The organism is Actinomyces sp. HMT897, assembly GCF_016626125.1.
Taxonomy (GTDB): Bacteria; Actinomycetota; Actinomycetes; order Actinomycetales; family Actinomycetaceae; genus Actinomyces.
Genome location: NZ_CP067336.1, coordinates 2,343,584 through 2,369,252 on the forward strand (window position 1 = coordinate 2,343,584; position 25,669 = coordinate 2,369,252).

Genomic DNA, 25,669 nt, shown 5'->3' on the forward strand with positions numbered 1-25,669 from the left:
CCTTGGGCCCGGTAACGGCCCCGGCCCTCCCCGGGCCCGGTCGCAGCGGTCCCGTCCCGCCCGAGGCGGGCCGTGAGCGGTGTCACGTGAGATCGATTTGCGCTTCCCGATTCCGGACCCTTAGTGTTCTACCCGTTCGAGGCGCGGCAACGCCAAGGGCTTCTGGCCCCCATCGTCTAGCGGCCCAGGACCCCGCCCTTTCACGGCGGTAGCACGGGTTCGAATCCCGTTGGGGGTACCATCCGTGCCAGTGGAGCACAGTTTCATATCAATGGCCTCGTGGCGCAGTTGGTTAGCGCGCCGCCCTGTCACGGCGGAGGTCGCGGGTTCAAGTCCCGTCGAGGTCGCGGATTGGTCGGCCCGGTCAGCAGTGATCGGGCCGGTCTCGTCCCACGGCTCTGTAGCTCAGTTGGTAGAGCGTTCGACTGAAAATCGAAAGGTCACCGGATCGACGCCGGTCGGAGCCACCAGGCCCCTGGAACCCACAAGGATCCAGGGGCCTTGCACTGCGTGGCGCGTGCGCCGGGGCGCGGTGGGGTGTGCGCCGGGGCACGCACCGGCCCGGTGTGTCCTAGACCCGGGCGAGGCCTGCGCCAAGGGCAGGCCCCCGGCCCCTAGGGTGAGCCCATGGTCGCCAGCCTGCTGTCCGCCGTCCCACCCTCCTGGTCCGTTCCTCTTCTCCTGACCGCCACCCCCACACCCGGATCGGGCACGGACGGATCCAGTCCCGTGCCCGCGCCGACCCCCACACCCACCAGCAACGCGGTCAAGACGGTCGCGGAGGTGGCCGAGGTGACGGTGGACGCCCTCACCCTGGCCTGGCACCTGCTGGTAGGGGCGCTCATCGGCCTGGTCGTCGGGATCCTGGTGCTCATTGTCGCCCGCAGGATGGGACGGCGTCAGCCTATGTGGCTGAGCTTCTCCCACCACTGCCACCTGCCCCTGTACGCCACCGGCGCCACCAGCGGCGCCTACATCGCCGCCCAGGTCTGGATCGCCGGCCTGGAGGCCGAGGTGGCCACCCCCAAGTGGGCCTCCATGGTCACCCACTCCCTCCTGCTGGCCGTCGTGGCCTCCTTCGCCTGGCTGGGCACCGGGATCGTGCGGGTGGTGGAGGACACCACCGTCAGCCACGCCCGTGAGAACAGCGACCAGGGCCGGGCCCGGCGCGTGACCACCCAGGCGCAGATCCTGCGGCGCGTGGCCGAGGTCATTATCGTCATCTGCGGGATCGTCGGCGCCATCATGACCTTCCCGGCCGCCCGCGTGGCCATGGGAAGCCTCCTGGCCTCCGCCGGACTCATCTCCGTCATCGCCGGACTGGCGGCCCAGTCCATGCTCGGCAACGTCTTCGCCGGCATCCAGCTGGCCATGACCGACGCCATCCGCGTGGACGACATCGTCGTGGTGGAGGGGGAGAACGGCAATATCGAGGAGATCACCCTGACCTACGTGGTGGTCCACATCTGGGACGACCGCCGGCTCATCCTGCCCTCCAAGTACTTCACCGAGCACCCCTTCGCCAACTGGTCGCGCCGCGGCAACCAGGTCACCGGGTCGCTGACCATGTCCCTGGACTGGAGGGTGCCGGTCTCCGCGCTGCGCTCTCAGCTCCACCAGGTCCTGGCGGCGACCCCGGGCTGGGACGGGCGGGAGGCCAGCCTCGACGTCATTGACACCTCCACCCAGTACGTCACCGTGCGCGTAGCCGTCTCCGGCCCCAACCCGGGTGCGGTGGCGAGCCTGAAGAACCACGTCCGCGAGGAGCTGGTGGCCTGGCTCCAGACCGAGGCCGCCTACGCCCTGCCCCGCACCCGCGTGGAGGTGGACACCGTGCAGGTCTCCGCCGACCCCACCCCCGAGAAGGTCGCCCGACTGGCCGAGGAGCTCGCCCACCTGTCCTCCCCGGGCGGCGGCGGCCCGGTCCCGCAGATCCTCCCCGAACCGGAGGACGCGGCGGCCCCCGCCAGCGAGGATCCCATTGAGGCCGCCCGGGTGCGCGCCTCCTCCTGGCGCGCCTCCCTGGCGCGCAAGCAGCGTCGTGACGCCAAGCGCCGCCGCAGCGCCTTCCAGCGCCTCATCCGCCCGGGGGCGGAGGAGGACGGCCCGGACGACGTCCTCCAGGAGACCGAGGTCATGAGCGGGGCGGAGAGCAAGGCGCTCCTGGAACAGGCCAGGACCCGGGAGATGCCCGCCGTCACCACCTCCCCGACCGACGCCGTCGCGCACGGCACGGCACGTCCCGCCTCCCCGGGGGACAGCGCCTCCCCGGCCGACACCGGGACCAGCCCGCACGACGCGCAGCCGACCACCGGCCAGGACGCCGACCAGCAGGGTGCCAGGCCGCAGGAGGCCCAGGACGCCACCAGCCCGCAGGCTGCTGCCAGCCGGGGGGAGGACGACACCATTATCACCACCCCCGTCCCCGCCGCCCCCAGCGCCGCCACCCCGCCAGCCGCGGCCCACCCCGGCGGCACGACGCAGCCGCGCAGGGGTGCCGAGGAGCCCCGCCGCACCTCCATCCTGCCCAGGGGGGACGGGCGCCCGGCCCGGAGGTGGGGAGCAGGCCGGGACCCCGAGTCCTGAGCCTGTGGCTGTCGACTCGCGCGCGGCAGGCCCGTCACGCCACTATGGGACCGTGACAGACAACCAGTCCGCCCTGGACCCAGCCGCGATCGCCCGTACCGACGCCCAGTGGAGGCGCCTGCTGAGCCCCCTGGAGTACCACGTGCTCCGTGAGGCCGGTACCGAGCGGCCCTTCACCGGGGACCTCCTGGACGAGCACCGCGAGGGCGTCTACCGCTGCCGCGGCTGCGGCGCCGAGCTCTTCCGCTCCACCACCAAGTTCGACTCCCACTGCGGCTGGCCCTCCTTCTACGACCCGGCCGCCTCCAGCGCCGTCACCCTGACCCGGGACACCTCCCACGGCATGGTACGCACCGAGGTGCGCTGTGCTGCCTGCGGCAGCCACCTGGGCCATGTGTTCGACGACGCCCCCCACACCCCCACCGGCCAGCGCTACTGCATGAACTCCGTGAGCCTGACCTTCCAGGAGGCAGGGGCCCGGCCCGACGACGCCCCGCGCCGTTCCCCCGGCCCCCGGCCCGCCAGCCCGCCCGCCGCCCAGGATGTGGGCCAGGCCTGAGGGACGACGTGCTGCGCCTGCTGACCCTCAACCTCCAGCACGCCCAGCTCGGTGCGCTCGCCCCGGCCCCCGCAGGCCCGGGTGCCGACCCCCGGGACCCCCGGGCGGCCCGCGAGGTCCTGGTCGCCCTGGCCGGGCAGCTGGCCGCCCTGGGGCCTGACGTCATCGCCCTCCAGGAGGTGGACCTGGGGCAGGCCCGCTCGGGTCGCCTCAACCAGGTCGCCGAGCTCGCCTCGGCCCTGGGGTGGCCCCACCACCGCCTCGCCGCCACCTACGCCGGCGGCGTCACCGGGCTGCGCCGTCGCCCCCGGCGCTCCGGCCTTACGAGACGCGGTGACGACGTCCTGGGCCCGGCGCTCGCGGCCGCCGGACGCCCCCTGGCCGGTTTCGGCAACGCCCTGATCAGCCGTTACCCCGTGGCCGCCTGGCACGTGCGCAGGCTCGGACGGGGACCCGCCCTGCTCACGCGCCGCGGTGGGGCGGCGGGCCGGGGCCGGCTCCGTGCGGCCCTGGACCCGCGTTCCTACCGCCTGGAGACATCGACCGCCCGGGTCCTGCTCGCCGCGCAGGTGAGCCTGCCGACGGGGGTCCTGCCCGGGGCCGGTGGTCTCGCCGTCGGCAGCACCCACCTGGCCACCCGCCCGGACGTGGCCGCCGCCCAGCTCGCCGGCGCCTGGGCCGCGCTGACCCGCCTGCCGGGTCCCCACGCCCTGGCGGGGGACCTCAACCTGCGTCCTGAGGAGGTCCGCTCCCTGGGCGTGGGCCGCCTCCTGGGGGAGGGCCCCACCTACCCTGCTGACGGCCCCCGCTACCGTATCGACCAGGTCCTCACCGACCCCTGGCCGCTGGACGCCCACGGCCGGCCCCTGGCGCCGGGGCCCCGGGACGCGGGTGGTGCGGGCTGGTCGGGCGTGGGTGGTGTGGTGCCGGGTGCCGCGGGCTGGTCGGACGTGGGCGGTGCGGTGCCGGGTGCCGCGGGTGCGGTGCCAGGCGTGGATGGTGCGCCCGCTGGCGCCCCGTCCCCCGGGGTGCACCTGGTCGCCCGGGACTGGGGGAGTACGACCCTCCTGGTCTCCGACCACGCCGCCACCTGGGTGGACCTGGAGACGGTGGGGGCCTGAGCCGTGGGGAGGCCGGGCCGTGGGTGAGGTCCTGGGCGGGCTGGGCGTCTTCGGCGTGGTCATTGCCGTGGGCTGGGTGCTGGGACGCACGGGCGCCGTGCCCGTCGGCTCGGACCGCGTCCTGACCCGGATCGCCTTCTGGGCCGCTACCCCCGCCCTCCTGGCCACCACCCTAGGACGCGCCGACCTGGGCGCGGTGGCCTCGGGGCGGACGGCCGCGGTCGTCTGCACCGAGCTGGTGGCCGTGGCCGGGGCCGCCCTCCTCCAGCGGCTGGTCCTGCGGCGTCCGGCCGCCGACGCGGTCATTGGGGCCCTGGCCTGCTCCTACGTCAACGCCGCGAACCTCGGCATCCCCGTGGCCCTCCTGGTCCTGGGCGACACCACGCCCGTGGCCGCCGTCCTGCTCCTCCAGCTCCTGGTGATCACGCCGGTGTCCTTCGCCCTCCTGGACTGGGTCACCGCCAGCCCCGGCCAGGGCGGGACGACGGCGCCGGGCGTGGTACCGGGCGCGCCGGGATCCGGGCAGGACGAGGCGAGTGGTGGACGCCGTGCGCCGGGTGCGGCGCCGGGTGCGGTGGGGTCCGGGGGAGCCCTGGGCGGCACGCAGCCGGGTGAAAGACGGTCCTCACGCCCGGGCGCGTGGTCCTCACGCCGGGCCCGCCTGACGGCTCCGGCGCGCAACCCGCTCCTGGTCGGGGTCCTGTCCGGGGTACTGGTCAATGTCGCGGGCGTGGACCTGGAGCACCTGGGGGGAGGGCACGTCCAGGCGGTCCTCGACCTCCTGGGCCGTACGGCCGTGCCCCTCATGATGCTGGCGCTAGGTCTGTCCCTGGCCGACTCCCGGGCCTCGCGCCGCGGCGGGGTGGTGGTGCCCCCGGCCCCTCCCGGCCCAGCCCGGGAGCCCGGGCCCGACGCCGCCGGGCTCCCCGGGGCAGCACCGGCACCTGCGCCAGCCCCTCCGGCCCCGGGGCAGGCGGGCGACGGGGGTGGAGCGGCGTACTCAGGCAGGCGCGGCAGGCACGGGACGTCGTCGGGGGAGCTGGAGGGGCGCCGGACAGGGCCCGGCAGGCCGGACGGGTACGGGCGGCCGGTGCGCGACCCCGAGGAGCTGGCCCTGTGGTGCGCCGTGGGCTGGAAGCTTCTCGTCTGCCCGCTTCTAGCGGTGCTGGTCGGCAGCCTCCTGGGGCTGCGTGGGGCGGAGCTGCTGGTTCCTGTGACGACCGCGAGCCTGCCTACCGCCCAGAACGTCTTTATGTACGCCTCCCGCTACGAGCGCGGCGTGTCCCTGGCGCGCGATGCCGTCCTGCTGACTACTGCCGGGTTCGTCCCCGTGGTGCTCCTGGCGACGGCGCTCCTGCGGTGAGACGGCCGGGGCGCGGGGCCCGCCGAGGACGTGTCGCCAGCTGCCCCGGGGACTGCGTGTTCTGGCAGGTGAGGGCCTCGCGCCCATGATCGGCCGCCTATCCCGACGGCTTGCCACCCCCCGAGGACGGCCGAGGGCCCCGCGCCCGGGATCATCCGCACCCTAATGCGGGGGCCAGCACCCGCTACGTCTCGGGGGCTCCTCGCGCCCGTGATCGCCCGCCCCCTCGGTCCGCGCCTCGGCACGGGGTCTTACCTGCGAGGACGCAGGCTCTTGGGACCTATAGGGAAAGCCTCTTGACCTTGTGTCCCAGGACGACGGAATCAATTTTTTCCGTCCCTGGACGCCCTCCCCGGGAAGGCGGCGGCCGTGAGGGCGCGACACGTTATAAAAACGTGACTACAGGAGGCTCCTGCGACGCCGGAAGACCCCAAAAAAGACTTGCGCAGGACGGCTGGGGGGGGGGATCGTTCAGCGCATCCCTCCCCGGCGGCTCACAGTGACAAGGAGTATGTCATGGCCCAGCCCACCCAGCCCGACTCGTCTCAGCAGCCACAGGTCGTCTACGTCCAGGCGCCTCCTGAGAAGAAGCCCTTCTGGAAGAAGAAATGGTTCATTGTCCTCGCTGTGATCATCGTCCTGGTCATCGCCGTCCAGGCCACGGGCGACGGCTCCAAGAAGTCTGATCCCGCCGCCGACGCCGGTACGTCGGCCGGTGCGGGGTCCGCTGCGGACGGCGACTCCAAGAAGCCCGAGTCCGGCAGCAAGGGCGGCTCAGGCGACCCTCAGTCCACGACCACCTACAACGGGATCAAGAAGGGCGACGTGGCGGTGAACGCGGGCGAGTCCATCACCGCCAAGGGCGTGACCATTACGTCCACCCCGCTGGAGGCCGGTGACTCGACCTTTAAGCAGACTGCCTGCACCACCGTCACCATTCAGAACTCCTCCGGCAAGGAGATCGACTTCAACCTCCTTGAGCTCAGCATGCTGCTCCCCTCCGGGACTATTGACAACAGCTCGTTGTTTGGCAGCGACAACATGCTGTCGGCTGGCAAGCTCATTGACGGCGGTAGTACGACCGGTGACGTCTGCTTTGAAGCCGACATCGCCGCTGGCGGGCAGTTCGTGGTCATCTACGAGCCCCTGAGCTTCTTCTCCCAGCATCGTGAGGCCTGGGTCAACAACTTCTGACCAAGAAGCTAGAGGGCCTACACCCTTCCGCGGGGCCTCCCGGCCTGCGCGGGCGCGTATAACGACGATCATGTAGGCAGAAGCTATTGCCCACCTGGTCCTCGTGGTGTGTGCCCGGGCGGGTCGGGAGGCCCCTGCGTGGTCGTGAGTGCGGTCTCCCGACGGCCTGCCTGCTGGGCGTGACATCTGGCACCACTGGTGGTACCCCGGTGCGGTGCGGGGGACAATAGGGTACCGATGACATCTCAGACTTTTGCCGACCTGGGCGTGGACGCCGACCTCAGCGCCTCCCTGGCGGCCCGCGGCTTCACCGCTCCCTTCCCTATCCAGACCGCCACCCTGCCCGACACCCTCGCCGGGCGCGACGTCCTGGGGCGCGGACGTACCGGCAGCGGTAAGACCCTGGCCTTCGCCCTGCCCCTGGTCCAGCGCCTGGCGCAGCAAGACAAAGCCCGCCCCGGTCACCCCATTGGCCTGGTCCTGGCCCCCACCCGTGAGCTCGCCCTCCAGATCGCCGAGGTCATTGAGCCCCTGGCCCGCGTGGTGGATATGGGAGTCACCACCGTCTTCGGGGGCGTGAGCCAGAAGCCCCAGGAGAGGGCCCTGGCCAAGGGGGTCGACGTCGTCGTGGCCTGTCCCGGCAGGCTCCTGGACCTCATGGGCCAGGGGCTGGTCCACCTTGACGAGGTGGAGACCACCGTCATTGACGAGGCCGACCTCATGGCGGACCTCGGCTTCCTGCCCAGCGTGCGCCGTATCCTGCGTGCCACCCCGGCCGGCGGCCAGCGTCTCCTGTTCTCGGCCACCCTGGACAACGGGGTGGACACCCTGGTCAAGGAGTTCCTCCACGACCCGCTCCACCACGCCGTCGACCCGGCCTCCAGCCCGGTGGCGGCCATGGAGCACCGCGTGTGGCAGGTGGCGGACAAGGCCGCCAAGGACGCCCTGGTGCACCGCCTGGCCTCCGGGACCGGTCAGCGCATCCTGTTCACCCGCACCAAGCACCTGGCGCGCCGCCTGGCCCGCAAGCTCGTCCAGACGGGCGTGCCCGCCGTCGAGCTCCAGGGCAATATGAGCCAGAACGCGCGTGAGCGGGCTATGCGGGCCTTCTCCAGCGGGGACGTCCACGTCATGGTGGCCACCGACATCGCCGCGCGCGGCATTGACGTCAGCGGCGTCGAGCTCGTGGTCCACGTGGACCCGCCCGCCGAGCACAAGGCCTACCTGCACCGCTCCGGGCGCACCGCCCGCGCCGGGGCGGAGGGGACCGTGGTCACCCTGGTCCTGCCCGAGCAGAGGCACGACGTCCAGGTCCTGCTCAACAGGGCCCGCATCCGCGCCGAGATCGAGCGCGTCCGCCCCGAGGACGAGACCGTGTCCCGGCTCGTGGGGCAGGTCGCCCCGACACTGGCCGTCGCCGACATGCCCCAGGGCGTGGCCGTCAAGGGCCCCGGCGGTGGTACGCGCGCGGGCAAGGGGGCGCACGCCCCATCCGGTCGGGGCCCGCGTGCTGCGGGCCGGGGCGCCCACCACGCGGGCCCGGGGCACGGCCAGCGCCCGGCCGGCGGCGCTCCCCGCTCCCAGGACGGTCCTCAGGCAGCCGGGCCCGCCAAGGGCCGGACCCATCCCGGGGGACGGTCCGGCTCCGGGACGGGAGCCTCACGCGCGGGCGGTCGTGCCGGTGGGGGGCGTACCTCCTGGCACGGGCGGGCAGGGGCCAACCAGGCTGGTGCCAGCCGGGGTGAGGCCGGTCGCCGGGGTGGGGCCAGGCAGGGCGGTGCGCGCCCCCAGTACCACAGCCGGCGCGGCGGACGCTGAGCCGCCCGCCCCGCGCTGACCCGCCGCCTGGACGGCCTGCTCGTCGGCAGGGGTGACGCCCGCCCTGCGCGCTGAGCCGCCCGCCCCCGCCAGCCGCGTGCGGGCCGTCAGGCCCGGCGGGTCAGGGCCCGCAGGGTGATAGCGAGTCCGACCGTCGTCCACACCAGCAGGACCACCAGGTCACGTGCAGAGGCCACGTAGGCCTGTGAGGCCAGGCCGGAGCGCAGCAGGTCGGCAGCAGGGCGCACCGGCAGCCAGTCGTGCACCGTCTGGAACCAGCCCGGTAGCTGGGAGACGGGGAAGGTGACGGGGGAGAAGAGCATGACGAAGAAGACCAGGATCTGCGTGAGCAGCTGCGCCAGCGTGGGGGCCAGGCTCACCGCGATCGCGTAGCCCACCGACGTCGCCATGAGGGCGACCAGGAACGAGGTGGATACGAGCAGCGGCCAGTTGACGTCCAGCGTCAGGTCAAAGCGCAGCCGGGCCACCACCACGGCCACCGCCACCCCGGGCAGCGCCACCGCCAGCCACATGGTCAGGTCGGCGGCCAGCAGGATCCCCCGGTGGACGGGCAGGGAGCGCAGGTAGGTGAAGGTGCCGTTGGCCCGCGCCATGCTCACGGCCTGGGGCACAATGACCAGCCCCACCGTCATGAGCAGTACCGTGGGGGCGCCGGTGGACAGGAACAGGGCGGTCCCGCTGGTGTCGGCGTCGATATTGGGGATGAGCATGCCGAAGCCGATGACGACCCCCGCGGCCAGGAGGGCCTGGACGACGACGACCAGGGGCAGCATGGGGCCCAGCGACCCCAGGTTCCAGCGCAGGATCATGGTGTAGCAGGTCCAGGTGCTAACACGGAGAGGATGGAGGGTGCTGCTGGGTACTGCGACGGGTTGTGCGGACATGAAGATTCTCCTTTTGATTGTGGTGGTATGTATGGAGGTAGCGGTCGGCCGTGGCCGACGCCAGCGCCCTTAAGCGGCCCTGCGCCCCGGTCCTGCCGCCTCGTCGTCCTCGGCACCGTCCTCGGAGGTCAGGGCCAGGTAGGCGTCCTCCAGGGTGGCGGGGCTGATCGCGTAGGTCTCAATGACCCCCTCCTCGCGCAGGGCCGTGGCCCAGGTGACGCAGGCCGCGGCGGCGTCGGGGACGATAGTCAGCAGGATCCGCCGTCCGGCACGCACCGTACGCAGGGGCGTCGTGGGGACGGGGGGCGTGGCGGGGGCCGCAGCCGTCTCGCCGAGGCTGGTCGGGTCGGCCGAGCCGGGGGCCAGGTGGAGCTCCAGGCGCAGGCCGGTGGCCTCCCCGCGCAGACGTGCCGGTGAGCCGCTGGCCACCACCCGACCGTGGTCGAGGATGACCAGCTCGTCGATAATGGACTCGGCCTCGACGACATTGTGGGTGACCAGCAGCACGCCCGCCCCGGCGTCGGCCCGACGGCGTACCGCGTCCCACAGCAGGCGACGGCGGGCGGCATCGACGTCGTTGGTGGGCTCGTCCAGGACCAGCAGGGGCGTGGGGGCGACGGCGGCCATGGCGAAGCCGACCAGGCGCCGGATCCCGCCGGACAGCCCCCCGCCCTCGGGCAGCGCCCGGCGGGTGAGCCAGGGGGTGTAGCCGAGCTCCTCGGCCACCGTCAGGGACGCGGCACGGGCCTGCGCCGGGCTCAGGCCTCGCAGACGCGCGGTGATCTCGACGGCGTTCCTGGGGGTGAGGCCGTCGATGGGGGTCTGGGTCTGCGGCTGGATGGCCACGGCCCGGCGGGCGGCGGCGGGGTCGGCCACGGCGTCGACGCCACCCACGTGGATGGACCCGGCGTGGGGGCGCAGCAGGCCCACGACCTGGGAGACGAGCGTGGTCTTGCCCGCGCCGTTGTGACCCAGCAGGCCCAGGACGGTGCCTGGCTCAATGGTCAGGGTGATGTCGTTGTTGGCCACGACGTCGCCGAAACGGCGCGTCAGGCCGGTGATGCTCAGGGCGGGTGAGGACACGGGGCCACCTTTCAGATACTCTCGGTATGTGGATACCGAGAGTATCTGAATCTGGGAGGGGGCGCAACCGGTGGACCTGCCCCTACGATCAAGAGGTGACCGACCTTCCCGATCCGATCAGCAGGCGCGACCGGCAGAGGCAGACCCGCGAGGCCATCGTCTTCGCCGCACGCGCGGCCTTCGCCGAGGACGGCTACCACGGGGCCCGGCTCGACCAGATCGCCCGGGCCGCAGGCTTCTCCAAGGGAGCCGTGTACTCCAACTTCGCAGGCAAGGCCGAGCTGTTCCTGGCGGTCCTGGACAAGAACATCGAGGACTCCATGACCCGTGGCTGGAACGCCTACGACCAGGCCCCGGTGGACATCTCCGGCAATGACGAGATCGCCGCGGCCATTAAGGGCTTCGCCCTGGCCACCCTGGAGTTCATTGCGGTGGCCGCCCGCGACGAGCACCTCAGCGAGCAGGTCGCGCAGCGGCTCGACCGGGTGGTCGGCGTCTACTCCGCCGTCGTGGAGTCCTCGCGCCGCGCCTCGGCCGACCAGGCGGCAGACGCCTCGGACGCCGGGACCGGGGAGGCTGAGGCCACGGAGGCGAGGACTGGGGAGGCCGGGCCCGGGGCCGGTGGGGCCAGGCCCGGGAAGGCTAGGCCCGGGGAGGCCGGGCCCGGGGCCGGTAGGGCCAGACCCGAGGCCAGCAGTGCCAGCGGTGCCGGGCCCGGGGAGGCCGGGCCTGGGCCCGGGGAGGCCAGGCCCGGGGAGGCCGGTGCCAGGACCAGGGACTCGGCAGAGGGCGTGGGAAGCGGGAAGACGGAGGACCCCCTCACCAGCGAGCAGCTCGGGGCGCTCCTGGCCGCCCTGGACCAGGGGGCAGCCGTCCTGTCCCTGGCCGGCAGCACCGCCCTCGACCAGTCCCTCCTGCAGGCGGGGATACTCAGGCTGCTGGAGCCGGGGCGGGCGGCGGGGGCGGAACCCGCCTCCGACGGGGAGGGGGAGACGGCCCTCCACCACCGGGTCATCCGCGAGCGCGTCGCCCAGGCGCTCGCGGTCCGGGCGGCCGGGGAGGAGGAGCGCGGCGGACGGCCCTGAGGCCTGCGCGGCTGCTGGGTCGGGGCACCGGGCCCGACGGCGACCCGTGCGCCCCAGGCGTCCTGAGCGTGAGTTAGCTTTGGGGCTGGGTGTGAGACCGCACCTGGTGCGCCTCAGGCGCCCTGAGTGAGTCGGCAGCCCCGAACGGCCTCTGGGCTGCGTACGGCACCACTGAGGCTCTCCGGGTACGCACATAATGCTTGAGCTCTAAAGAGTCTTTTTAGTACATGTTTAGACTCTTCCGAGTGGGCGCACGTGGTGCGGTACGCTCGCTGCGAGGAGGACCGCCCGTGAGTGACCCGTACTTCCCCTTCCGTCCCGACCTGTGGTGGCCTGACCTGTTCGAGCCGCTGAGCCCGGCCGAGCGCGAGGAGCTCATTGAGGGCCTGGCCGTCAACTGGCACGAGGGTTGGGTGCCCAACCGCGCCGACGTCGAGGACTACCTGGCCCTCACGGCCGGCACCACCACCCTGGACGAGCTCGTCCAACGCTACCGCGACCAGGCCACCGCCCGACGTGCGGCCGACCGCGCCTCGGCGCCTGCCGCTCGTGGCTGAGCAGTCCGGCTGGCGTGAGTACTTCTACCCCGAGACGCTCGAGCACGCCGACGGCGTCGTCCAGGGGACGCTGCGCAACCTACTGGGTGAGCGCGACGACGAGCGCCTGGCCGCTGCCGAGTACCCCCTGGCCTGCTACCGCGCCCACCAGCTGCGCCTCGACCCCGCCCTGGTCACGCCCCCACCCGACCAGCGGCGCCCGGGCCCCCCGGGGCACCCCGCCAGCTGCCGGGTCACCCGGCCCCGGTGCACGTCGCACCGGCCGAGGCCCGACCCTGTAGGACGGGTGCTCCTGTCCTGGTCATCGAGTCCTGGGTGCGTGCCATGCACGCCCAGGGCCTGTCCGAGCGCGCCATCACCGAGCACGCCCGTCCCCGCCGGAGGCCGGTATAAGACCGGCCCCCACGACGTGGCATACTCAGGGGGCCTTCTCCGGCACCTCCTCCCGGAACACCCAGTGTCCTTGCCGGGGAGGCCTAGGAGCCAGGGAGGAGGTGGGGGCCGTGTCCAAGTCGCGAGGCAGGAGCCGCAGGGGCAAGGGAACGGCCCGGAAGGTGAGCGAGATCCTGAACAGTATCGCTCGCCTGGTCCGGGCCGTCAGTGTCCTTGTGGATGCCCTCGGCAGGTGGCTCAGCTGAAACCGCCCGCCAGGGGACCCATCCGGTTGCCGCCGGGTGGGTCCCCACCATTATGTCCCACCATGGTCACACGCGTCCACTACCCGGTTACCGGCGGCCACGGTCTGGGGCCTGCTACAGGGTCGGGCCCCGGCGGAGGCACTCGTCCGTGCTGACCACGTCCCGCCCAGCGCCACTACCACGTAGGCCACGGGCACCACGGCCCCGTGCGATGATGGGCAGGCCTTCCTTGAGGCGGATCACCCCCGACACCTCCCGTTTGTTCGACGGGGTGTCGATCCACCGGAAGGAGGTGAGGGGACTGTGCGCCAGCGTCCGCCGCGCCACGCGGCTCCCAGGGGCCCAGGACAGCGCAGGACCCCGACGTGGTGCGAGATCGTTAGCGCGCTCGCAGCCGTCGCCGGGGTCCTGATCCGTTTGTTCGAGATCCTCGGGGCCTGAGCCCCTCGGGACCCATCCGGTTGCCGCCGGGTGGGTCCCCACCATTATGTCCCACCCTCCCACCGGTGTCCACCACCGTCTACCGGTCCCATGGGGCGGCGCCCAGGGACTCGCGCACCGCCCTGCGCTCCAGGGCCTCGAAGACCGCCTCGGCCCGGGCCTCCTCGGCCAGGGCTACCCGCGCCCCGGCCAGGCGGGCGGCGTCCACCACACCCAGCCCCCCGGGGCACGACCCCAGCAGCCCGACCAGGCCCGCCACGTCCTCCACCGCGCCCCATGCCTCGGCCCGCTCCACCGGTGGCACCACCACCGGCGGGCCCGACAGGACCCCCCACAGGACCCGGGACAGGACCGCGGCCCGTCCCGCACGCTCCCGGTCCTGCCCGTCCCACCCCGTGACCAGGACGGTGGCGATCAGCCCCCGCACCCACGGGCACGCCCCCGCCGTCACCAGGTCCTCATCCTCGACACCCATACCAGCCTCCTCGGAAACTCCCCGGGCCCGCCCCCACGGGCGGACACCACCATCCTCACCCACCCCGCCCCCGGGCCACCACTCCCTGTGGACAAGCCAGGCCCACGGGACCAGGCGCTCCACAGGCAGGTGGCCACCACTCGCCCCAAGACGACTCACAGGGCTACACTGCCCACCCCCACCACCCGGCGGGCGTGCGCCGCTGGCTGGGTGGGGTATGTGGCAGCGGGCCCGTCAGGTACGGGCGGCCTGGGCCCTCTCGGCGACCTCGTAGGCGATGTACCGGTGGCGGGGCAGGAGCAGGCGTGCGGGGTAGGTGCGCTCTAGGAGCTCAATGACCTGCTCGACGGAGGTGTACCCCGCGGCGTCGAACAGGCGGACGGCGTCCTCGGTGTCGCGCTGGCCGCGTCCTGAGAAGATCTTCATAGCCAGCAGGTACTCCGGTGAGGGGACCTGGACCAGGAGCGACTCGGACCTGAGGACGGTGCGTGGGGACTTGTCGGTGCCGGGCATGAACCCCTTAGCGGCGTCGTTGAGCCAGTCTCTCTGGAGCCCGTGCGCCAGGGCGATGACCTCGGCGGTCTCGCGTACGACGGAGCCGGGCCTGAAGACCGCGTCCAGGTCGCGGGTGGTGCGGGTGGTGTCGTAGGCCAGGGCCATGGCCGCCCCGCCCACGACGAACAGCTGGGCCCTCTGACCCCGGGCGGCCAGGCGGTCGGACAGCTCGGTCAGGAGGGCGCGGATGTCGTCGGTGGTCAGGTCCGGCCCGGTGCGGGTGGTCATGCTCGCCCCAGGGCCCGGTGGGTAATGAACACGCCGTGGCGGCGGAAGGCCTTAGGGCCGTGGTGCGTGGCCTCGTGGCGATCCATCTCGAGCAGGTCGGGGTACCAGGTGGTGGTACGCGCGGGGTCCCCGGCCCAGGCGGGGGCCTCCCAGCCGTCGCGCTCGGCGAGGTGCTCGGCCAGGGCCGCCAGGGCGGCGTCGACCTGCTGGGCGCCGGTGGGGGCCGGTTCCTCGGCGAAGACCCGAGCGGCCTCCTGGGCCCCGCCCCAGCGCAGGGTGGAGGCGTAGTCGTCCAGGGTCTGCAGGACGCAGAAGCGCCACAGGTCGTCCAGAGTGTCGCCACGGGCCAGTATGGCCGGGCACCAGGCCGCGTTGCTGGCGGCGGTGTGGACCACACCCCGCTTGTCCGGGACGAGCCGGGGCTCAGGGGCGGTCCTGGCCAGGGCGATGAGCTCACCGACACCGAGGAACCCTCCCCGGTCACCCTCTGCCACTCCCACGATCTCCTCCTGGTGGTTACGGTCCCGACGCTCTCCTGGTCCCCGAGGGTACCCGAGGCAGAGCACCCGTCGGGGTCTCAGGACGCCGGGGTCTCTACCTAGTCCTCGAGGGTACCCGAGGCAGGTTATTGCGGGCTTCTCGGCCTGGTCCCGAGGGTACCTGGGGTAGGGACCGCCCTCGACCAGGTCCTGGGCGCTGGCCAGGGCGTCGGTGTAGCTGGCGGGCGGGTGCGCGGAGACATAGGTGTCAGCCGCCTCCGGGGTCGTAATCGCCTCGAAGCCGGTCAGACGCCGAATATTGCGACAGCCTCGGCGGTCGGGGGAGGGATACTCGGATCGATGATGTCCTCGATGGTGATCTCATTCTCGATCGGGACCCTGAGGCGCTCTGCCAGAACAGCTCGCGTCGCCTTGGGGCCGGGGTAGCCATCGACATCGACCACGAGCGGGTAGCCCAGAGCGGCGACCTTGGGGAAGTTGTCCTCGACGTCCCACCAGGCGGTGATGTCACCGTCTCGTGTGAAGTGGCCCTCAAGGACGCTGGCGACCTGGGCGCGCGTGGGGCCGGAGCCGATGTACAGCGTGTACTCGGTGCCGGTATCCCAGTCATCGGCGTCCATGTCACTCGTCACGTCTCCAGCGTAGCTCCTGGTCGTCCGGGAGGAGAACCATGACCTCGTCTACCTGGTCTCCGCTCTGGGAGAGCACAGGCCAAAGCACCGGATCATCCCCGCTTGCTCAAGGTCAGTGAAGCGGGGCCCATTCCCGGGCGTTCTGGACGTCTACCAAGGACGTCGGCCTCTTATTTCAAGGCTAGCCCAGGGGAAATCCCCGCTTCGTAGCTGATTCTACACCGGATCATCCCCGTTTGTACAGGGTTAGGCATGCGTGTCACCGTCGCGCTCGACGGCCGGGGGCCATCCCCGCGCAAGCAGGGTTAGCTGGCTCCGCAAGATGGTCGCCTGGCTCTTCGTCGGATCATCCCCGCTTACGCGGGGTTAGCTCCGGGACTGGGTTGCGGCCCTGCTCCCAGCTCGGATCATCCCCGCCGCGGGGTTAGCCCCAGGGCCGTACCAGGGCTACGTAGTTGGGCCGATTATCCCAGCTCGCGCGGGGTTATCGCCGAGGCGGGCACGACCCAGTTGCGGCCGATCGGATTATCCCAGCTGGCGCGGGGTTATCCTTGGGGATCCTTGGGATTCCAACGGTCCTGAAGTCTACCAGACCCCGGTTTCCCTCACTGCCGACCCGGCGCCCGCTCGGTGGCACTGCGGTCGCACCGCCGACTGGCCGCGACAGATCGTGACTGCCTCGGCAGCCTGATTGGTGACCTGGTCGGGGTGGCGCCCGGCAGCCGCCCGTCGTCACCAGCCGTGGCCCGGACTAGGGGTTCCCTGCTCCGCACCTGGGGTGCTATGGCACCGTCAGCCCGCCTCGCCCCGCACCTGGAGCGGGGACGGGGGGTTATACACGGCCACGGCGGTGGTGGGCGGACGGTTCTGTCGCAATCTGAGGATCAGAGCCGACCCCACCCCGTTCCCAGCTTTGTACACTCAATGTCCACGCAGGTCAGGAGCCTGGGCCCCGACGCGGCCGAGGGTGGCCCTCGTTCTGATCCTCAGATTGCGACAGGCACATGAACCGGGCCAGCAGACAGGCGGAAGATCATCCGAGGGACTGCATAGAACCACCCGAGTCCGCGCCACGAGAGACCGGGAACCCTCGCCCCCGCAAATCAATCTCGTCCTGCTCGCGCTACAGGCGAGGGAGAAGTCGCAAGAGGGCGTGTGACCTGTTTCGCTGTCGCCTGTGTCCGGTAGGTCAGGGAGGCGTACGCGCCCGACATGACCGTGCCCTGCCCGTAGAGGATGTCGTAGCGCACCGCGGTATCTACCCGCCAGGGGTTGTGCCGTACTGTCCGGGGCGCCGCGGCCGCCATCCCCGGGTTCCGGGTGGTGCCCCCCGTGGGGCTCGAACCCACGACCTTCGGATTAAAAGTCCGCAGCTCTGACCGACTGAGCTAGAGGGGCGTACGGGGTCGGAGGTGGGCCGACGCCGGTGCGGGCCCAGCATAGCGAGCTTGACGTAGTGCCGATAGTGGTCCGTTGGTGAGCTCACCATCCGGCCAGCAGGCTTACCACCCAGCCGGTGAGCTGGCGGCGGCTGGTGTCGGCGACCTGGGCGGCCGCGCGCTCCAGACCGTCACACGGGTGGCGTCGGTATGGGAGTCTACCCTACGCGGTCTCATAAAGTGAGACGTTGTGCGAGGTGCTGTACAGGTACTCACTCCTCTAGTAGCGTGACCTGTGACCTATTCGTCGCACTACGTCGCCGCTGGTTGAGGGAGTTAATGCCATAAGAAGAGTCGTCATTGCTGCTGCTGTGGCCGTCCTGGGTGTGGTCGGATGCGTCGGTGTCGGTGCCAGCGTCGGTGTCGCAGCGGCTACGCCGACGCACCCGGATGTCGTGTCCGGCTGGTGGCAGCCCGGAGGGGAGCCCAGGCCGCGTAACTGCTGGTACGTGGACCGCTTCCACAGGGCCTGCCTGCTGGGCGACGGCGGATCGGTCCCCGCGTGAGCCTGCTGTCCCGCCTCGCCCCAGGGGCCCTGGTAGGGGCCGCGCTGCTGGCCTCCTCCTTCCTGGGCTCGAGCGTGTCGGTCTCTGTCAGGGACCGGCTGGAGGGGGTGCGGGACACTCCTGTCGATATCGTCGTGACCTCCCGGGACCCGGTGACGGTCCTGGGGGGTCACCGGTACCTGGCCCCGGACGCCTGGATGACCCAGGGGAGCGTGACCCCTGACCAGGTCCGGGCCCTGCGAGACATCCCGGGGGTGGAGGTCGCCGCCCCGGTCACCGTGGTCGACCTGGCCGACCAGGACACGGAGCAGGTCGTGAGCGCCTGGGTGCCCCGGCCCGCCGCCGACCAGGACGGCGACCACCTGCGGGCCTGGCGCGTCCAGGTCACCGTGTCGGTCACGGACGGCACCGGTACCAGGGCCTCCGCCCCCTCCACCCTCCTTCTCGCAGCCCAGGGCAGGAACATGCTCCTCGCCCCTGGCACGCGGTCCGCCATCAACCTCCTGTCAGGAGACGAGCTGGGGCAACCGGTCCCCGTGGTCACCGACCAGGGCGTAGCCCTTGAGCCGCTGACGGCCCCGGGCCTCTCCTCGGCCGCGATGACGGACGTGAGCCGGGCATCCATCGTCGCCCTGGACCCGGCCTCCGAGGCCGCGCTCGCCAGGGCCAGCGGCGACGAGGCCCTGGCGGCCTCCATGGACTCCCTTGCCAGGGCCGCTGCTGACCCCGGTGCCTTCGTACAGTGGGCACGGGACACCTGGCGGGGCGGTTCGGGCCCGAGGGCGGACGACCCCCTGAGCCTGGACGGTCCCTGGCTCCTGTCCTACGGGTACCCCGTGCCGGCCCTGGTCGCGGACTCGGGCCTGCCCGACATGACGGTGAGCGGGCAGGCCACCGAGCTCGACACCACCGGGACCTCCCTCACCGAGGACGACACGGACAGGGCCTACCGCTGCCCACCGGTCGCGGGTGAGGACTGCCGCTACCTGACCGAGTCCGCAGCCGACCGGCTCCTGGCCCTGCCGGGGCACGATGTCGCCACGGTGCCCACGACGTCGCCCGCCTACTTCTGGCTCGCCCCCGCACACCCCCTGGGGGTCGGCGCCCCGTCCCAGGTCGTGACCTACGGGACCATGTCCTACGGGGACGTCACCACCGACTCCTCAAGGACCGCCACCCGCAAGGAGCCGGCGCCCCTGTCCGCCGTCGACACCACCAGCCCCGGCGGCGACCCCAGCCTGCGCTACACGGCCGTCGCCGGGATCACCTCCTCGGAGTGGCGGGAGGAGATCTACCGGGTCCGGGGGCTGGTCGGGGGCGCCTACCGCAAGCCGGGCATGATCTCAACGGGCCTGTACCCGGTGACCTCGGGGTCCCTGCCGGGCACGGATCCGCTGGCGGCCTCCACCCTGAGGACCAGCCGGGGGCCGGTCGCCCAGGACGTGTCGGGTACCGGGGCCGCCACCTCACCGGCGGGCGCGGTCATCCCCGACACCGCCCTGGACGACCTGGCCCTGGACGGGACCCGGCTGCCCGCCGGCATGGTGCGCCTGCGCCTGGAGCGGCCCGACGGCGGGGCGGCCAGCGAGGACGACCTAGAGCGCGTGGCCGCCCGGGTCGCCGACATGGGCCTGACGCCGACGGTCGTGACAGGCTCCTCGCCGGTGGAGGTGTCCGTGGAGCTGACCGGTTCCATGACCGGCGCCTGGCACGGCACCGCCACCCAGCAGTGGACCGAGCTGGGGGCGGTGGCCCGCGTGGAGGCCGCCTCGTCGTGGACCACCAGGATGCTGACCGTCGTGTCAATGCTCACCTGTGGCCTGCTGGCCCTGGTCGTCGAGGGGCAGGCCTCCGCGGCGCGGGTCCTCCGGGCCCGGGTCCTGGTCCAGTCCGGCTGGTCCGGGCCCCGTCTGCGAGCCCGGCTCCTGGGCGCTCGTCTGCCCGCCCTAGCAGCCGTGCTCCTGGGCGCGGCGGCGGCCTGTGCCGTGAGCGCGACGCAGGGGAGCAACCCGGTGGTCCTCGTCCTGGCCCCCGCGGTCGGGCTCGTCTACGTGCTGGGGGTGGTGGTGTAGGTCCTGTGGGACGCCGCCGCCGCCCTGCGTCCCCAGCGCACCAGGGCCCGGGTCCGGGGGAGCCTGCCGGGGCAGGGCGATACCGACGCCACCGGAAGGTCTCCGCAGGGGTCTGCGCAGGCGGGCCGGCCGCGACTGCCCAGGTGGGGGTCTCGCGCCGTCCGCGCGCAGGCCCGGTCACGGTGGAGGGTCGCCAGGCTCCGGGCGCCTCGTGCCGTCCGCGCGCGGGTCCGGCGGACGGTGCCGGGGCCCGTGGGCGTGGGCTACCGCCTTGCAGGCGCCTCGGGTGGGCTCGCCACCGGGGCCGGCGTCGTCCTGACCGGGCTGGCGGCCGGGGCGGGCCTGACGGTCCTGTCCCAGTACACGTCCCAGGCGGGCACCTCCCAGGCCGCCGGGGTCGGCCTGTCCCTGGCCCGGTTGGCCACGACGGTGCTGGTGGCCCTGACCAGCGTGGCCGCCCTGGCGCTGCTGCTCACGGGCCTGCGCGCCGTGCGCGCACCGCTCACCGGGAGGCACCAGGTCCTGGCGGCGGCCGGCTGGTCCCGCGTCGCCCGTGTCCGGGTGGAGGCCGTGTCCTGGGGGCGCCGGTACGTGCCGGTCGTGCTGCTCCTGGCCTGCCTCACCCCGGTAGTGAGTCTGTGGGTGCCTCAGGTCCCTGCCGCCGCCACCGTCCTGGCCCTGGCGGTCTGCGCCCTGGCCCTGGTCCTTACCGCCGCCGTCCACCTGCTGCCCGCCGTCAGGGCCTCGCGGCCCCAGCGCGCACCGGATAGCGGCTGGCGGCCCGGCCTGTCGCGTCAGGGACGGCGCCTTTGGCAGGGACACCTTTCGCAGGAGGATGTATGAGTGCTCACGCAGCTGACGGCGAGCTTGCCCGTCCGGCAGGGAAGGTTGCTGCAACAGGGACAGTGCCCGGTGACGGCCTCGATCCTGGGACTGGGCCCAGGTCCGGTGATGGCTCCGATCCTGGAGCTGGCCCCGATCCAGGGACTGGTCCCGGCCCAGGAGCTGGTTCCGGGCCCGGTGACGGCCCCGGAGCCGGGTTCGGGGCCCAGGCCGCCTCCGCCTGCTGCCTGGAGACCGACGGCGGATCCGGGGCCCAGGCTCCCCGCTCAGGGCGGATCCCCGGTGGTGCACGTGGTCAGGGCGACGTCGCAGACGAGGCGTCCACCTGGGCGGGCGACGTCGTCGCCTCCCTGGAGGGTGTTTCCATCACGTACGTTACCCGGGGCTCCGCCCGTACGGTGGTCAGCTCCTACGACCTGGTCCTGCGCGCAGGAGCGGTGACCTGCCTGGCCGGTCGCACCGGCTGCGGGAAGACCAGCCTGCTGCGGGTCGTGGCCGGGCTCCTCCAGCCCAGTACCGGTAGCGTCACCTGGGCCGGGGAGCCGGTGCCCTGGCGCCGGCCCGAGCGGGTCGCCGCCGCCCGGGCCGGGTTCCTGGGCTACGCCGGGCAGGACAGTCCCGTCCTGCCCGGGCTGAGTGTTCTGGGGAACATCCTCCTGGGCTGCCCACCAGGCCGTGCCTCCCGCGCCGTGCGGGCCGGCCTCAGGCAGCGGGCCGTCGACCTGGCTGAGGAGCTCGACCTCCACGAGGTCCTGGACCAGGACGCGGCCACGCTCTCCGGCGGTGAGCGTCAGAGGACCGCCGTGGCCCGGGCCCTGGTCGGCGCCCCGCGGCTGCTGTGCCTGGACGAGCCCACCGCCGCCCTTGACGAGGAGACCGCCCGTCATCTCGTCGCCCTCCTGCGGGCGCAGGCCGGTCGGGGCGCGGCGGTCCTGGTCACCTCCCACGACCCGCTCGTCCTGGAGGTCGCCGACGAGCTCCACCACCTCACGCCCCGGCCTGCTGTGCCCGGCCCCTCCCCGACCGCACCCACCTGACGGGCCGCCACCTGCCCCGGCCCGCTGTGCCCGGCCCCTCCCCGACCACCCGTCAGACCGGGTGACACGGTACCGGGCCTGACGGGGCTGGTGGGGACGCGGTTCGGGCTGGGTGAGGACTCAGGCGTCGTGGACGGGTCTGACGGGGTCGGTGGGGACGTGGACTGGTCTCGGGGGTGCTGGCAGTGCGGTACCGGGCCCGCTGGAGCACTGGCCCGGCGAGCCCGGTACCGCTCGCAGGCACCGGGGGGCCCGCACGCAGCGGTGCCAGTGACCTACGTCCCGCGGCCTGTGGTGTGGGCGTCCAGGTCGATAGGGTAGGCTCACGTCCACCATCCAGAGCGGCCGAGAGACCTGGCTCCTTGACGCCGCAGCAACCCGGTAGGCGGGTGCTTCAGCCAGGACCGATGGAGAGATCATGACGTCACCAGCACCGACCCGCCCCACGCTGAGCCTGGAGCTCTTCCCGCCGCGCTCCTCGGCGGCCTGGGGGCGCATTGACCGGCTCCTGGCCACCGCCCCGGACTTCGTGTCGGTGACCTACCGCCCCCGTTTCCTCGCCCCGGGCGGGGCAGGGGAGGGGGCCGACGCCGCCCCTGCCCGCCCGGACACCGCAGGCTCCCGCCCGGACCCTGCTCCCGCCAGCCCCTGCCCGGACCTCACCGCTCCGGCCCGCTCGGACACCGCTCCTGCGGACCCCGTCCCCCGCGTCCGCGTCGTCAGGGAGCGCAATGCCGCCGAGGACGTCGCCGCCCACGTCATCTCCTCCTCCCAGGTGCCTCTCATGGCGCACCTGACCTGCATCGGCTACACCCGGCGTGACACCGTCGAGATCGTCTCCCACTTCCTGGCCATGGGCGTGCGCCGCTTCCTGGCCCTGCGCGGTGACCCGCCCCCCGGCTTCTCCCCCCAGGACGTCCACGGTGAGCTGCGCTACGCCACCGACCTGGTCCAGGTCATCCGCGAGGTCGAGGCCAGTTACTTCGGTGACGACCGGCGCCACGTCACCATCGCGGTGGCCGCCTACCCGGCCGCCGCCGACCACCTCCGGGAGGTCGAGGTCCTGGCCGCCAAACAGGCCGCCGGGGCCGACCTGGCCATCACCCAGGTCTTCTACGAGCCCGAGGACTACGTGGCCCTGGTCCGCGCCTGCACCTACGCCGGGGTGACCATCCCCATCCTGCCCGGCGTCATCCCCCTGACGGACCTGACCCGTCTGACCCGTCTGGAGTCCCTCACCGGCGTCGCAGTGCCCCGCAGGCTGCGCGACTCCCTGTCCACCGCGACCGGGGCCTCCCTGGTGGCCCGCGGCGTGGACGCCACCCTGGGACTGTCAACCGCGCTCCTGGAGGCTGGCGCCCCAGGACTGCACCTGTACACCTTCAACCGCACCCGACCAGCCCTGGACATTATCAGCCATTTGCGTCTAGGGCGGATCCTCGACGGCGCCGCCCCGGACCGGGAGGTGCGTGACGCCGTCGACCGCGGCTACCTCCAGGCCACGCCCGGCCGCGGCCCCTCCTTCCTGCGCCGCGGGGGCCGGGCCGCCGCGGGCGCGCCCCTCCAGCCAGCCCAGCCACACACCACTAAGACCACCATCAAGGAGAACGCATGAGCGCCGCCCCCGACCAGCCCACGTCCGGCTCCCTGCCCCCCCTGCCGGGGGCCACGATCCTGGGCTACCCGCGCATTGGCGCTGACCGGGAGCTCAAGAAGGCCCTGGAGTCGGCCTGGCGCGGTTCCACCACCCTGGCTGACCTGCGTGCCTCCGCCGCCGACCTGCGTGCGGCCACCCGCTCGCACCTGGCCGCCCTGGGCCTGGGCGGGCCCGCCTCCGTACCGGCCGACTTCACCTACTACGACCAGGTCCACCAGGTCACCACCGCCCTGGGGGCCGTCCCCGAGCGCTTTGCCGACCTGCGCGGCACCGCCGGCCAGGGCTTTCCCGGACTGGGCCTGGAGGAGTACTTCACCGTGGCCCGCGGCGAGGGCGAGCGTGCCGCCGCCGAGATGACCAAGTGGCTGGACTCCAACTACCACTACCTGGTGCCCGAGCTGGACGAGACCACCCCGGTGCGCTACGCCCTCGGCTTCGGCGCCGTGGACCCCACCGACGGCCCGGTGGCCCAGGTCCTGGAGGCCGCCCGCGCCGGGACGGACGTGCGGCCCGTGGTGGTGGGCCCCGTCACCTACCTCCTCCTGGCCAAGGCCTCCGACGCCGCCGGCCGGGACTTCCACCCCCTGGACCGCCTGGGTGACGTCCTGGACGCCTACGCCCACCTCCTGGTCGACCTGTGGGCCGCGGGCGCCACCTGGGTCCAGCTCGACGAGCCCGCCCTGGCCTGCGACGCCTGGGACGTGCCGGAGGAGCGGATCCTCGCGGCCGTCCACCAGGCCTACACGCTGCTGTCCGCCGTGACCGAGCGCCCCCGGATCCTCGTGGCCGGCACCTACGGCCCGCTCGGCGCGGCCCTGCCCGTCCTGGGCGCCACCGGGGTGGAGGCCGTCGGCCTGGACCTGGTGGCCGGCCGCCTGCCCAATGCCGAGGACCTGGCCACCCTGGAGGGTAAGACCGTGGTGGCCGGGGTGGTCTCGGGGCGCAATATCTGGCGCACCGACCTCAGTGCTGCGCTGTCCACCCTGGAGGCGCTGCGTGACGCGCTGCCCGCGGGCACGCCCGTCACCGTGGCCACCTCCACCTCCCTCCAGCACGTGCCCCACGACGTGGGGCGTGAGACCGGCATCGACCCCGAGATCCGCTCCTGGCTGGCCTTCGCCGACCAGAAGGTGGGTGAGGTCCTCACCCTGGCCAGGGGACTGGCCCAGGGTCGTGAGGCGGTCGCCGACGAGCTGGCCCGCGACGCGGAGCTGCGGGCCCGGCGCGCCGCCCACCCCGGCGTGCGCCGGGACGAGGTGCGCGACGCCGTGGCCTCCGTCACCCAGGCCGACCGCACCCGGGCCCCCTACCCCGAGCGCAAGGCCGCCCAGGACGCGCGGCTGGGCCTGCCGCTCATCCCCACCACCACCATCGGCTCCTTCCCGCAGACCGCCGAGATCCGCAGGGCCCGGGCCGCCCACCGCCGCGGTGAGCTGGGCGCGGCCGGCTACGAGGACGCCATGCGCGCCGAGATCGCCCGCGTGGTGGCGCTCCAGGAGGAGATCGGCCTGGACGTGCTGGTGCACGGCGAGGCCGAGCGTAACGACATGGTCCAGTACTTCGCCGAGCTCCTGGACGGCTTCGCCGCCACCGAGCACGGCTGGGTGCAGTCCTACGGCTCACGCTGCACCCGCCCCTCCATCCTGTGGGGTGACGTCGCCCGGCCCGCGCCCATGACGGTGGCCTGGTCCGCCTACGCCCAGTCCCTGACCGACAAGCCCATGAAGGGCATGCTCACCGGCCCGGTGACGATTATGGCCTGGAGCTTCGTGCGCGACGACATCCCGCGCGCCCAGGTGGCCGACCAGCTGGGCCTGGCCCTGCGCGCCGAGGTGGCCGACCTGGAGGCGGCCGGGATCGGCGTCGTCCAGGTCGACGAGCCCGCCATCCGCGAGACCCTGCCGCTGCGGCGCGCCGACCGCCCCGCCTACCTTCAGTGGTCGGTGGGCTCCTTCCGCCTGGCCACCGGCGGGGCGGCTCCGGCCACCCAGGTCCACACCCACCTGTGCTACTCCGAGTTCGACGTCGTCATTGACGCCGTGGACCACCTGGACGCCGACGTGACCAGTATCGAGGCCTCCCGCTCGCGCATGGACATCCTCCCGGCGGTGGCCGCCCACGGCTTCGAGCGCCAGCTCGGCCCCGGGATCTGGGATATCCACTCACCGCGCGTACCCAGCGTGGAGGAGTGCACCGAGCTGCTCCGGCGGGCCGTGGACGCCCTGGGAGCGGGCAGGGTCTGGGCCAACCCGGACTGCGGGCTCAAGACCCGCGCCTACGCCGAGACCGAGGCGAGCCTGCGCAATCTTGTGGATGCCGCCAAAGCTGTCCGCGAAAGCCTCTAACCACTCGTCAAGACCCCACTTTCCATGAGA

At 72.8% G+C, this 25,669-nt stretch carries 20 protein-coding genes, 4 tRNA genes and 1 riboswitch; of the genes, 16 read left to right on the forward strand and 8 right to left on the reverse strand.

The genetic code is table 11. The features are described 5' to 3' along the window. Nucleotides 1-165: 165 nt before the first annotated feature. The 9 genes from JJJ15_RS09160 to JJJ15_RS09200 all read left to right on the forward strand — a co-directional run bounded on the left by JJJ15_RS09160 (nucleotide 166) and on the right by JJJ15_RS09200 (nucleotide 8,641). Nucleotides 166-241: transfer RNA gene (locus JJJ15_RS09160), tRNA-Glu, on the forward strand. A 32-nt stretch (nucleotides 242-273) separates the two neighbouring features. Further along, nucleotides 274-347, forward strand: a tRNA-Asp gene (locus tag JJJ15_RS09165). Nucleotides 348-394: 47 nt separating this feature from the next. Then, nucleotides 395-470, forward strand: a tRNA-Phe gene (locus JJJ15_RS09170). 157 nt (nucleotides 471-627) lie between these two features. Next, the gene (locus JJJ15_RS09175; RefSeq protein WP_246741999.1) at nucleotides 628-2,586 is read left to right on the forward strand and encodes a mechanosensitive ion channel domain-containing protein; all 1,959 of its coding nucleotides are present in this window, start codon (nucleotides 628-630) and stop codon (nucleotides 2,584-2,586) included. 52 nt (nucleotides 2,587-2,638) lie between these two features. Further along, nucleotides 2,639-3,145, forward strand: coding sequence for a peptide-methionine (R)-S-oxide reductase MsrB (gene msrB, locus JJJ15_RS09180; protein WP_246742000.1), 507 nt, complete (start codon nucleotides 2,639-2,641; stop codon nucleotides 3,143-3,145). Nucleotides 3,146-3,153: 8 nt separating this feature from the next. After that, nucleotides 3,154-4,266: an endonuclease/exonuclease/phosphatase family protein gene (locus JJJ15_RS09185; protein WP_200510535.1), complete on the forward strand. Its 1,113-nt coding sequence runs from the start codon at nucleotides 3,154-3,156 to the stop codon at nucleotides 4,264-4,266. Nucleotides 4,267-4,285: 19 nt separating this feature from the next. Next, on the forward strand, nucleotides 4,286-5,629 hold the full coding sequence (locus tag JJJ15_RS13205) for an AEC family transporter (protein ID WP_246742001.1): 1,344 nt from the start codon (nucleotides 4,286-4,288) through the stop codon (nucleotides 5,627-5,629). Nucleotides 5,630-6,145: 516 nt separating this feature from the next. Beyond that, complete coding sequence (locus JJJ15_RS09195; RefSeq protein ID WP_200510536.1) at nucleotides 6,146-6,823, forward strand: hypothetical protein; 678 nt, start codon at nucleotides 6,146-6,148, stop codon at nucleotides 6,821-6,823. Between the two features lie 237 nt (nucleotides 6,824-7,060). Beyond that, a complete protein-coding gene (locus JJJ15_RS09200) occupies nucleotides 7,061-8,641 on the forward strand; it encodes a DEAD/DEAH box helicase (protein ID WP_200510537.1) in 1,581 nt (526 codons plus the stop codon). 107 nt (nucleotides 8,642-8,748) lie between these two features. Here JJJ15_RS09200 and JJJ15_RS09205 read toward each other — a convergent pair whose 3' ends face one another. Further along, nucleotides 8,749-9,546, reverse strand: coding sequence for an ABC transporter permease (locus tag JJJ15_RS09205; RefSeq protein WP_200510538.1), 798 nt, complete (start codon nucleotides 9,544-9,546; stop codon nucleotides 8,749-8,751). Nucleotides 9,547-9,615: 69 nt separating this feature from the next. Next, nucleotides 9,616-10,629, reverse strand: a complete 1,014-nt coding sequence (locus JJJ15_RS09210) for an ABC transporter ATP-binding protein (protein WP_200510539.1) — start codon at nucleotides 10,627-10,629, stop codon at nucleotides 9,616-9,618. 95 nt (nucleotides 10,630-10,724) lie between these two features. Between JJJ15_RS09210 and JJJ15_RS13520 the strand changes: the two genes are divergently transcribed. Continuing rightward, nucleotides 10,725-11,714: a TetR/AcrR family transcriptional regulator gene (locus JJJ15_RS13520; protein WP_281433021.1), complete on the forward strand. Its 990-nt coding sequence runs from the start codon at nucleotides 10,725-10,727 to the stop codon at nucleotides 11,712-11,714. A 290-nt stretch (nucleotides 11,715-12,004) separates the two neighbouring features. Then, nucleotides 12,005-12,271 carry an antitoxin VbhA family protein gene (locus JJJ15_RS09220; RefSeq protein WP_106110384.1) on the forward strand — a complete coding sequence of 89 codons (267 nt, stop codon included), beginning with the start codon at nucleotides 12,005-12,007 and terminating at the stop codon, nucleotides 12,269-12,271. A gap of 79 nt (nucleotides 12,272-12,350) precedes the next feature. Here the strand turns inward: JJJ15_RS09220 and JJJ15_RS09225 are convergent, their stop codons facing one another. From JJJ15_RS09225 to JJJ15_RS09250, 6 genes are all read right to left on the reverse strand, one after another. Next, entirely contained in the window at nucleotides 12,351-12,530 is a 180-nt protein-coding gene (locus JJJ15_RS09225) for a hypothetical protein (RefSeq protein WP_200510540.1), read from the reverse strand. 899 nt (nucleotides 12,531-13,429) lie between these two features. Beyond that, the gene (locus JJJ15_RS09230) at nucleotides 13,430-13,825 is read right to left on the reverse strand and encodes a hypothetical protein (RefSeq protein WP_200510541.1); all 396 of its coding nucleotides are present in this window, start codon (nucleotides 13,823-13,825) and stop codon (nucleotides 13,430-13,432) included. Nucleotides 13,826-14,059: 234 nt separating this feature from the next. Then, the gene (locus tag JJJ15_RS09235; RefSeq protein ID WP_200510542.1) at nucleotides 14,060-14,608 is read right to left on the reverse strand and encodes a DUF6036 family nucleotidyltransferase; all 549 of its coding nucleotides are present in this window, start codon (nucleotides 14,606-14,608) and stop codon (nucleotides 14,060-14,062) included. Continuing rightward, complete coding sequence (locus tag JJJ15_RS09240) at nucleotides 14,605-15,108, reverse strand: hypothetical protein (protein WP_200510543.1); 504 nt, start codon at nucleotides 15,106-15,108, stop codon at nucleotides 14,605-14,607. The genes JJJ15_RS09235 and JJJ15_RS09240 overlap by 4 nt, the downstream gene beginning before the upstream one ends. 284 nt (nucleotides 15,109-15,392) lie before the next feature. Beyond that, on the reverse strand, nucleotides 15,393-15,740 hold the full coding sequence (locus tag JJJ15_RS09245) for a hypothetical protein (protein ID WP_200510544.1): 348 nt from the start codon (nucleotides 15,738-15,740) through the stop codon (nucleotides 15,393-15,395). A 1,321-nt stretch (nucleotides 15,741-17,061) separates the two neighbouring features. Then, nucleotides 17,062-17,138: transfer RNA gene (locus JJJ15_RS09250), tRNA-Lys, on the reverse strand. A gap of 543 nt (nucleotides 17,139-17,681) precedes the next feature. Here JJJ15_RS09250 and JJJ15_RS09255 point away from each other — a divergent pair. From JJJ15_RS09255 to metE, 5 genes are all read left to right on the forward strand, one after another. Beyond that, nucleotides 17,682-19,757 (forward strand): hypothetical protein, encoded by a 2,076-nt coding sequence (locus JJJ15_RS09255; protein WP_200510545.1) that lies wholly within the window; start codon nucleotides 17,682-17,684, stop codon nucleotides 19,755-19,757. Between the two features lie 258 nt (nucleotides 19,758-20,015). Then, nucleotides 20,016-20,600, forward strand: a complete 585-nt coding sequence (locus JJJ15_RS09260) for a hypothetical protein (RefSeq protein ID WP_200510546.1) — start codon at nucleotides 20,016-20,018, stop codon at nucleotides 20,598-20,600. Next, nucleotides 20,597-21,637: an ATP-binding cassette domain-containing protein gene (locus JJJ15_RS09265; RefSeq protein WP_200510547.1), complete on the forward strand. Its 1,041-nt coding sequence runs from the start codon at nucleotides 20,597-20,599 to the stop codon at nucleotides 21,635-21,637. The genes JJJ15_RS09260 and JJJ15_RS09265 overlap by 4 nt, the downstream gene beginning before the upstream one ends. A 329-nt stretch (nucleotides 21,638-21,966) precedes the next feature. Further along, nucleotides 21,967-22,051: riboswitch (SAM riboswitch) on the forward strand. A 4-nt stretch (nucleotides 22,052-22,055) separates the two neighbouring features. Beyond that, nucleotides 22,056-23,252: a methylenetetrahydrofolate reductase gene (locus JJJ15_RS09270; RefSeq protein WP_200510548.1), complete on the forward strand. Its 1,197-nt coding sequence runs from the start codon at nucleotides 22,056-22,058 to the stop codon at nucleotides 23,250-23,252. Next, a complete protein-coding gene (gene metE / locus JJJ15_RS09275; protein ID WP_200510549.1) occupies nucleotides 23,249-25,639 on the forward strand; it encodes a 5-methyltetrahydropteroyltriglutamate--homocysteine S-methyltransferase in 2,391 nt (796 codons plus the stop codon). The genes JJJ15_RS09270 and metE overlap by 4 nt, the downstream gene beginning before the upstream one ends. The last annotated feature ends 30 nt before the right edge of the window (nucleotides 25,640-25,669 follow it).

Excerpts from the sequence above, each read along its gene's own strand:
- JJJ15_RS09175 (WP_246741999.1), top strand. The coding sequence starts at position 628 with ATGGTCGCCAGCCTGCTGTCCGCCGTCCCACCCTCCTGGTCCGTTCCT.
- JJJ15_RS09195 (WP_200510536.1), top strand. The coding sequence starts at position 6,146 with ATGGCCCAGCCCACCCAGCCCGACTCGTCTCAGCAGCCACAGGTCGTC.
- JJJ15_RS09200 (WP_200510537.1), top strand. The coding sequence starts at position 7,061 with ATGACATCTCAGACTTTTGCCGACCTGGGCGTGGACGCCGACCTCAGC.
- JJJ15_RS09205 (WP_200510538.1), bottom strand. The coding sequence starts at position 9,546 with ATGTCCGCACAACCCGTCGCAGTACCCAGCAGCACCCTCCATCCTCTC.
- JJJ15_RS09230 (WP_200510541.1), bottom strand. The coding sequence starts at position 13,825 with ATGGGTGTCGAGGATGAGGACCTGGTGACGGCGGGGGCGTGCCCGTGG.
- JJJ15_RS09235 (WP_200510542.1), bottom strand. The coding sequence starts at position 14,608 with ATGACCACCCGCACCGGGCCGGACCTGACCACCGACGACATCCGCGCC.
- JJJ15_RS09265 (WP_200510547.1), top strand. The coding sequence starts at position 20,597 with ATGAGTGCTCACGCAGCTGACGGCGAGCTTGCCCGTCCGGCAGGGAAG.
- JJJ15_RS09270 (WP_200510548.1), top strand. The coding sequence starts at position 22,056 with ATGACGTCACCAGCACCGACCCGCCCCACGCTGAGCCTGGAGCTCTTC.
- metE (WP_200510549.1), top strand. The coding sequence starts at position 23,249 with ATGAGCGCCGCCCCCGACCAGCCCACGTCCGGCTCCCTGCCCCCCCTG.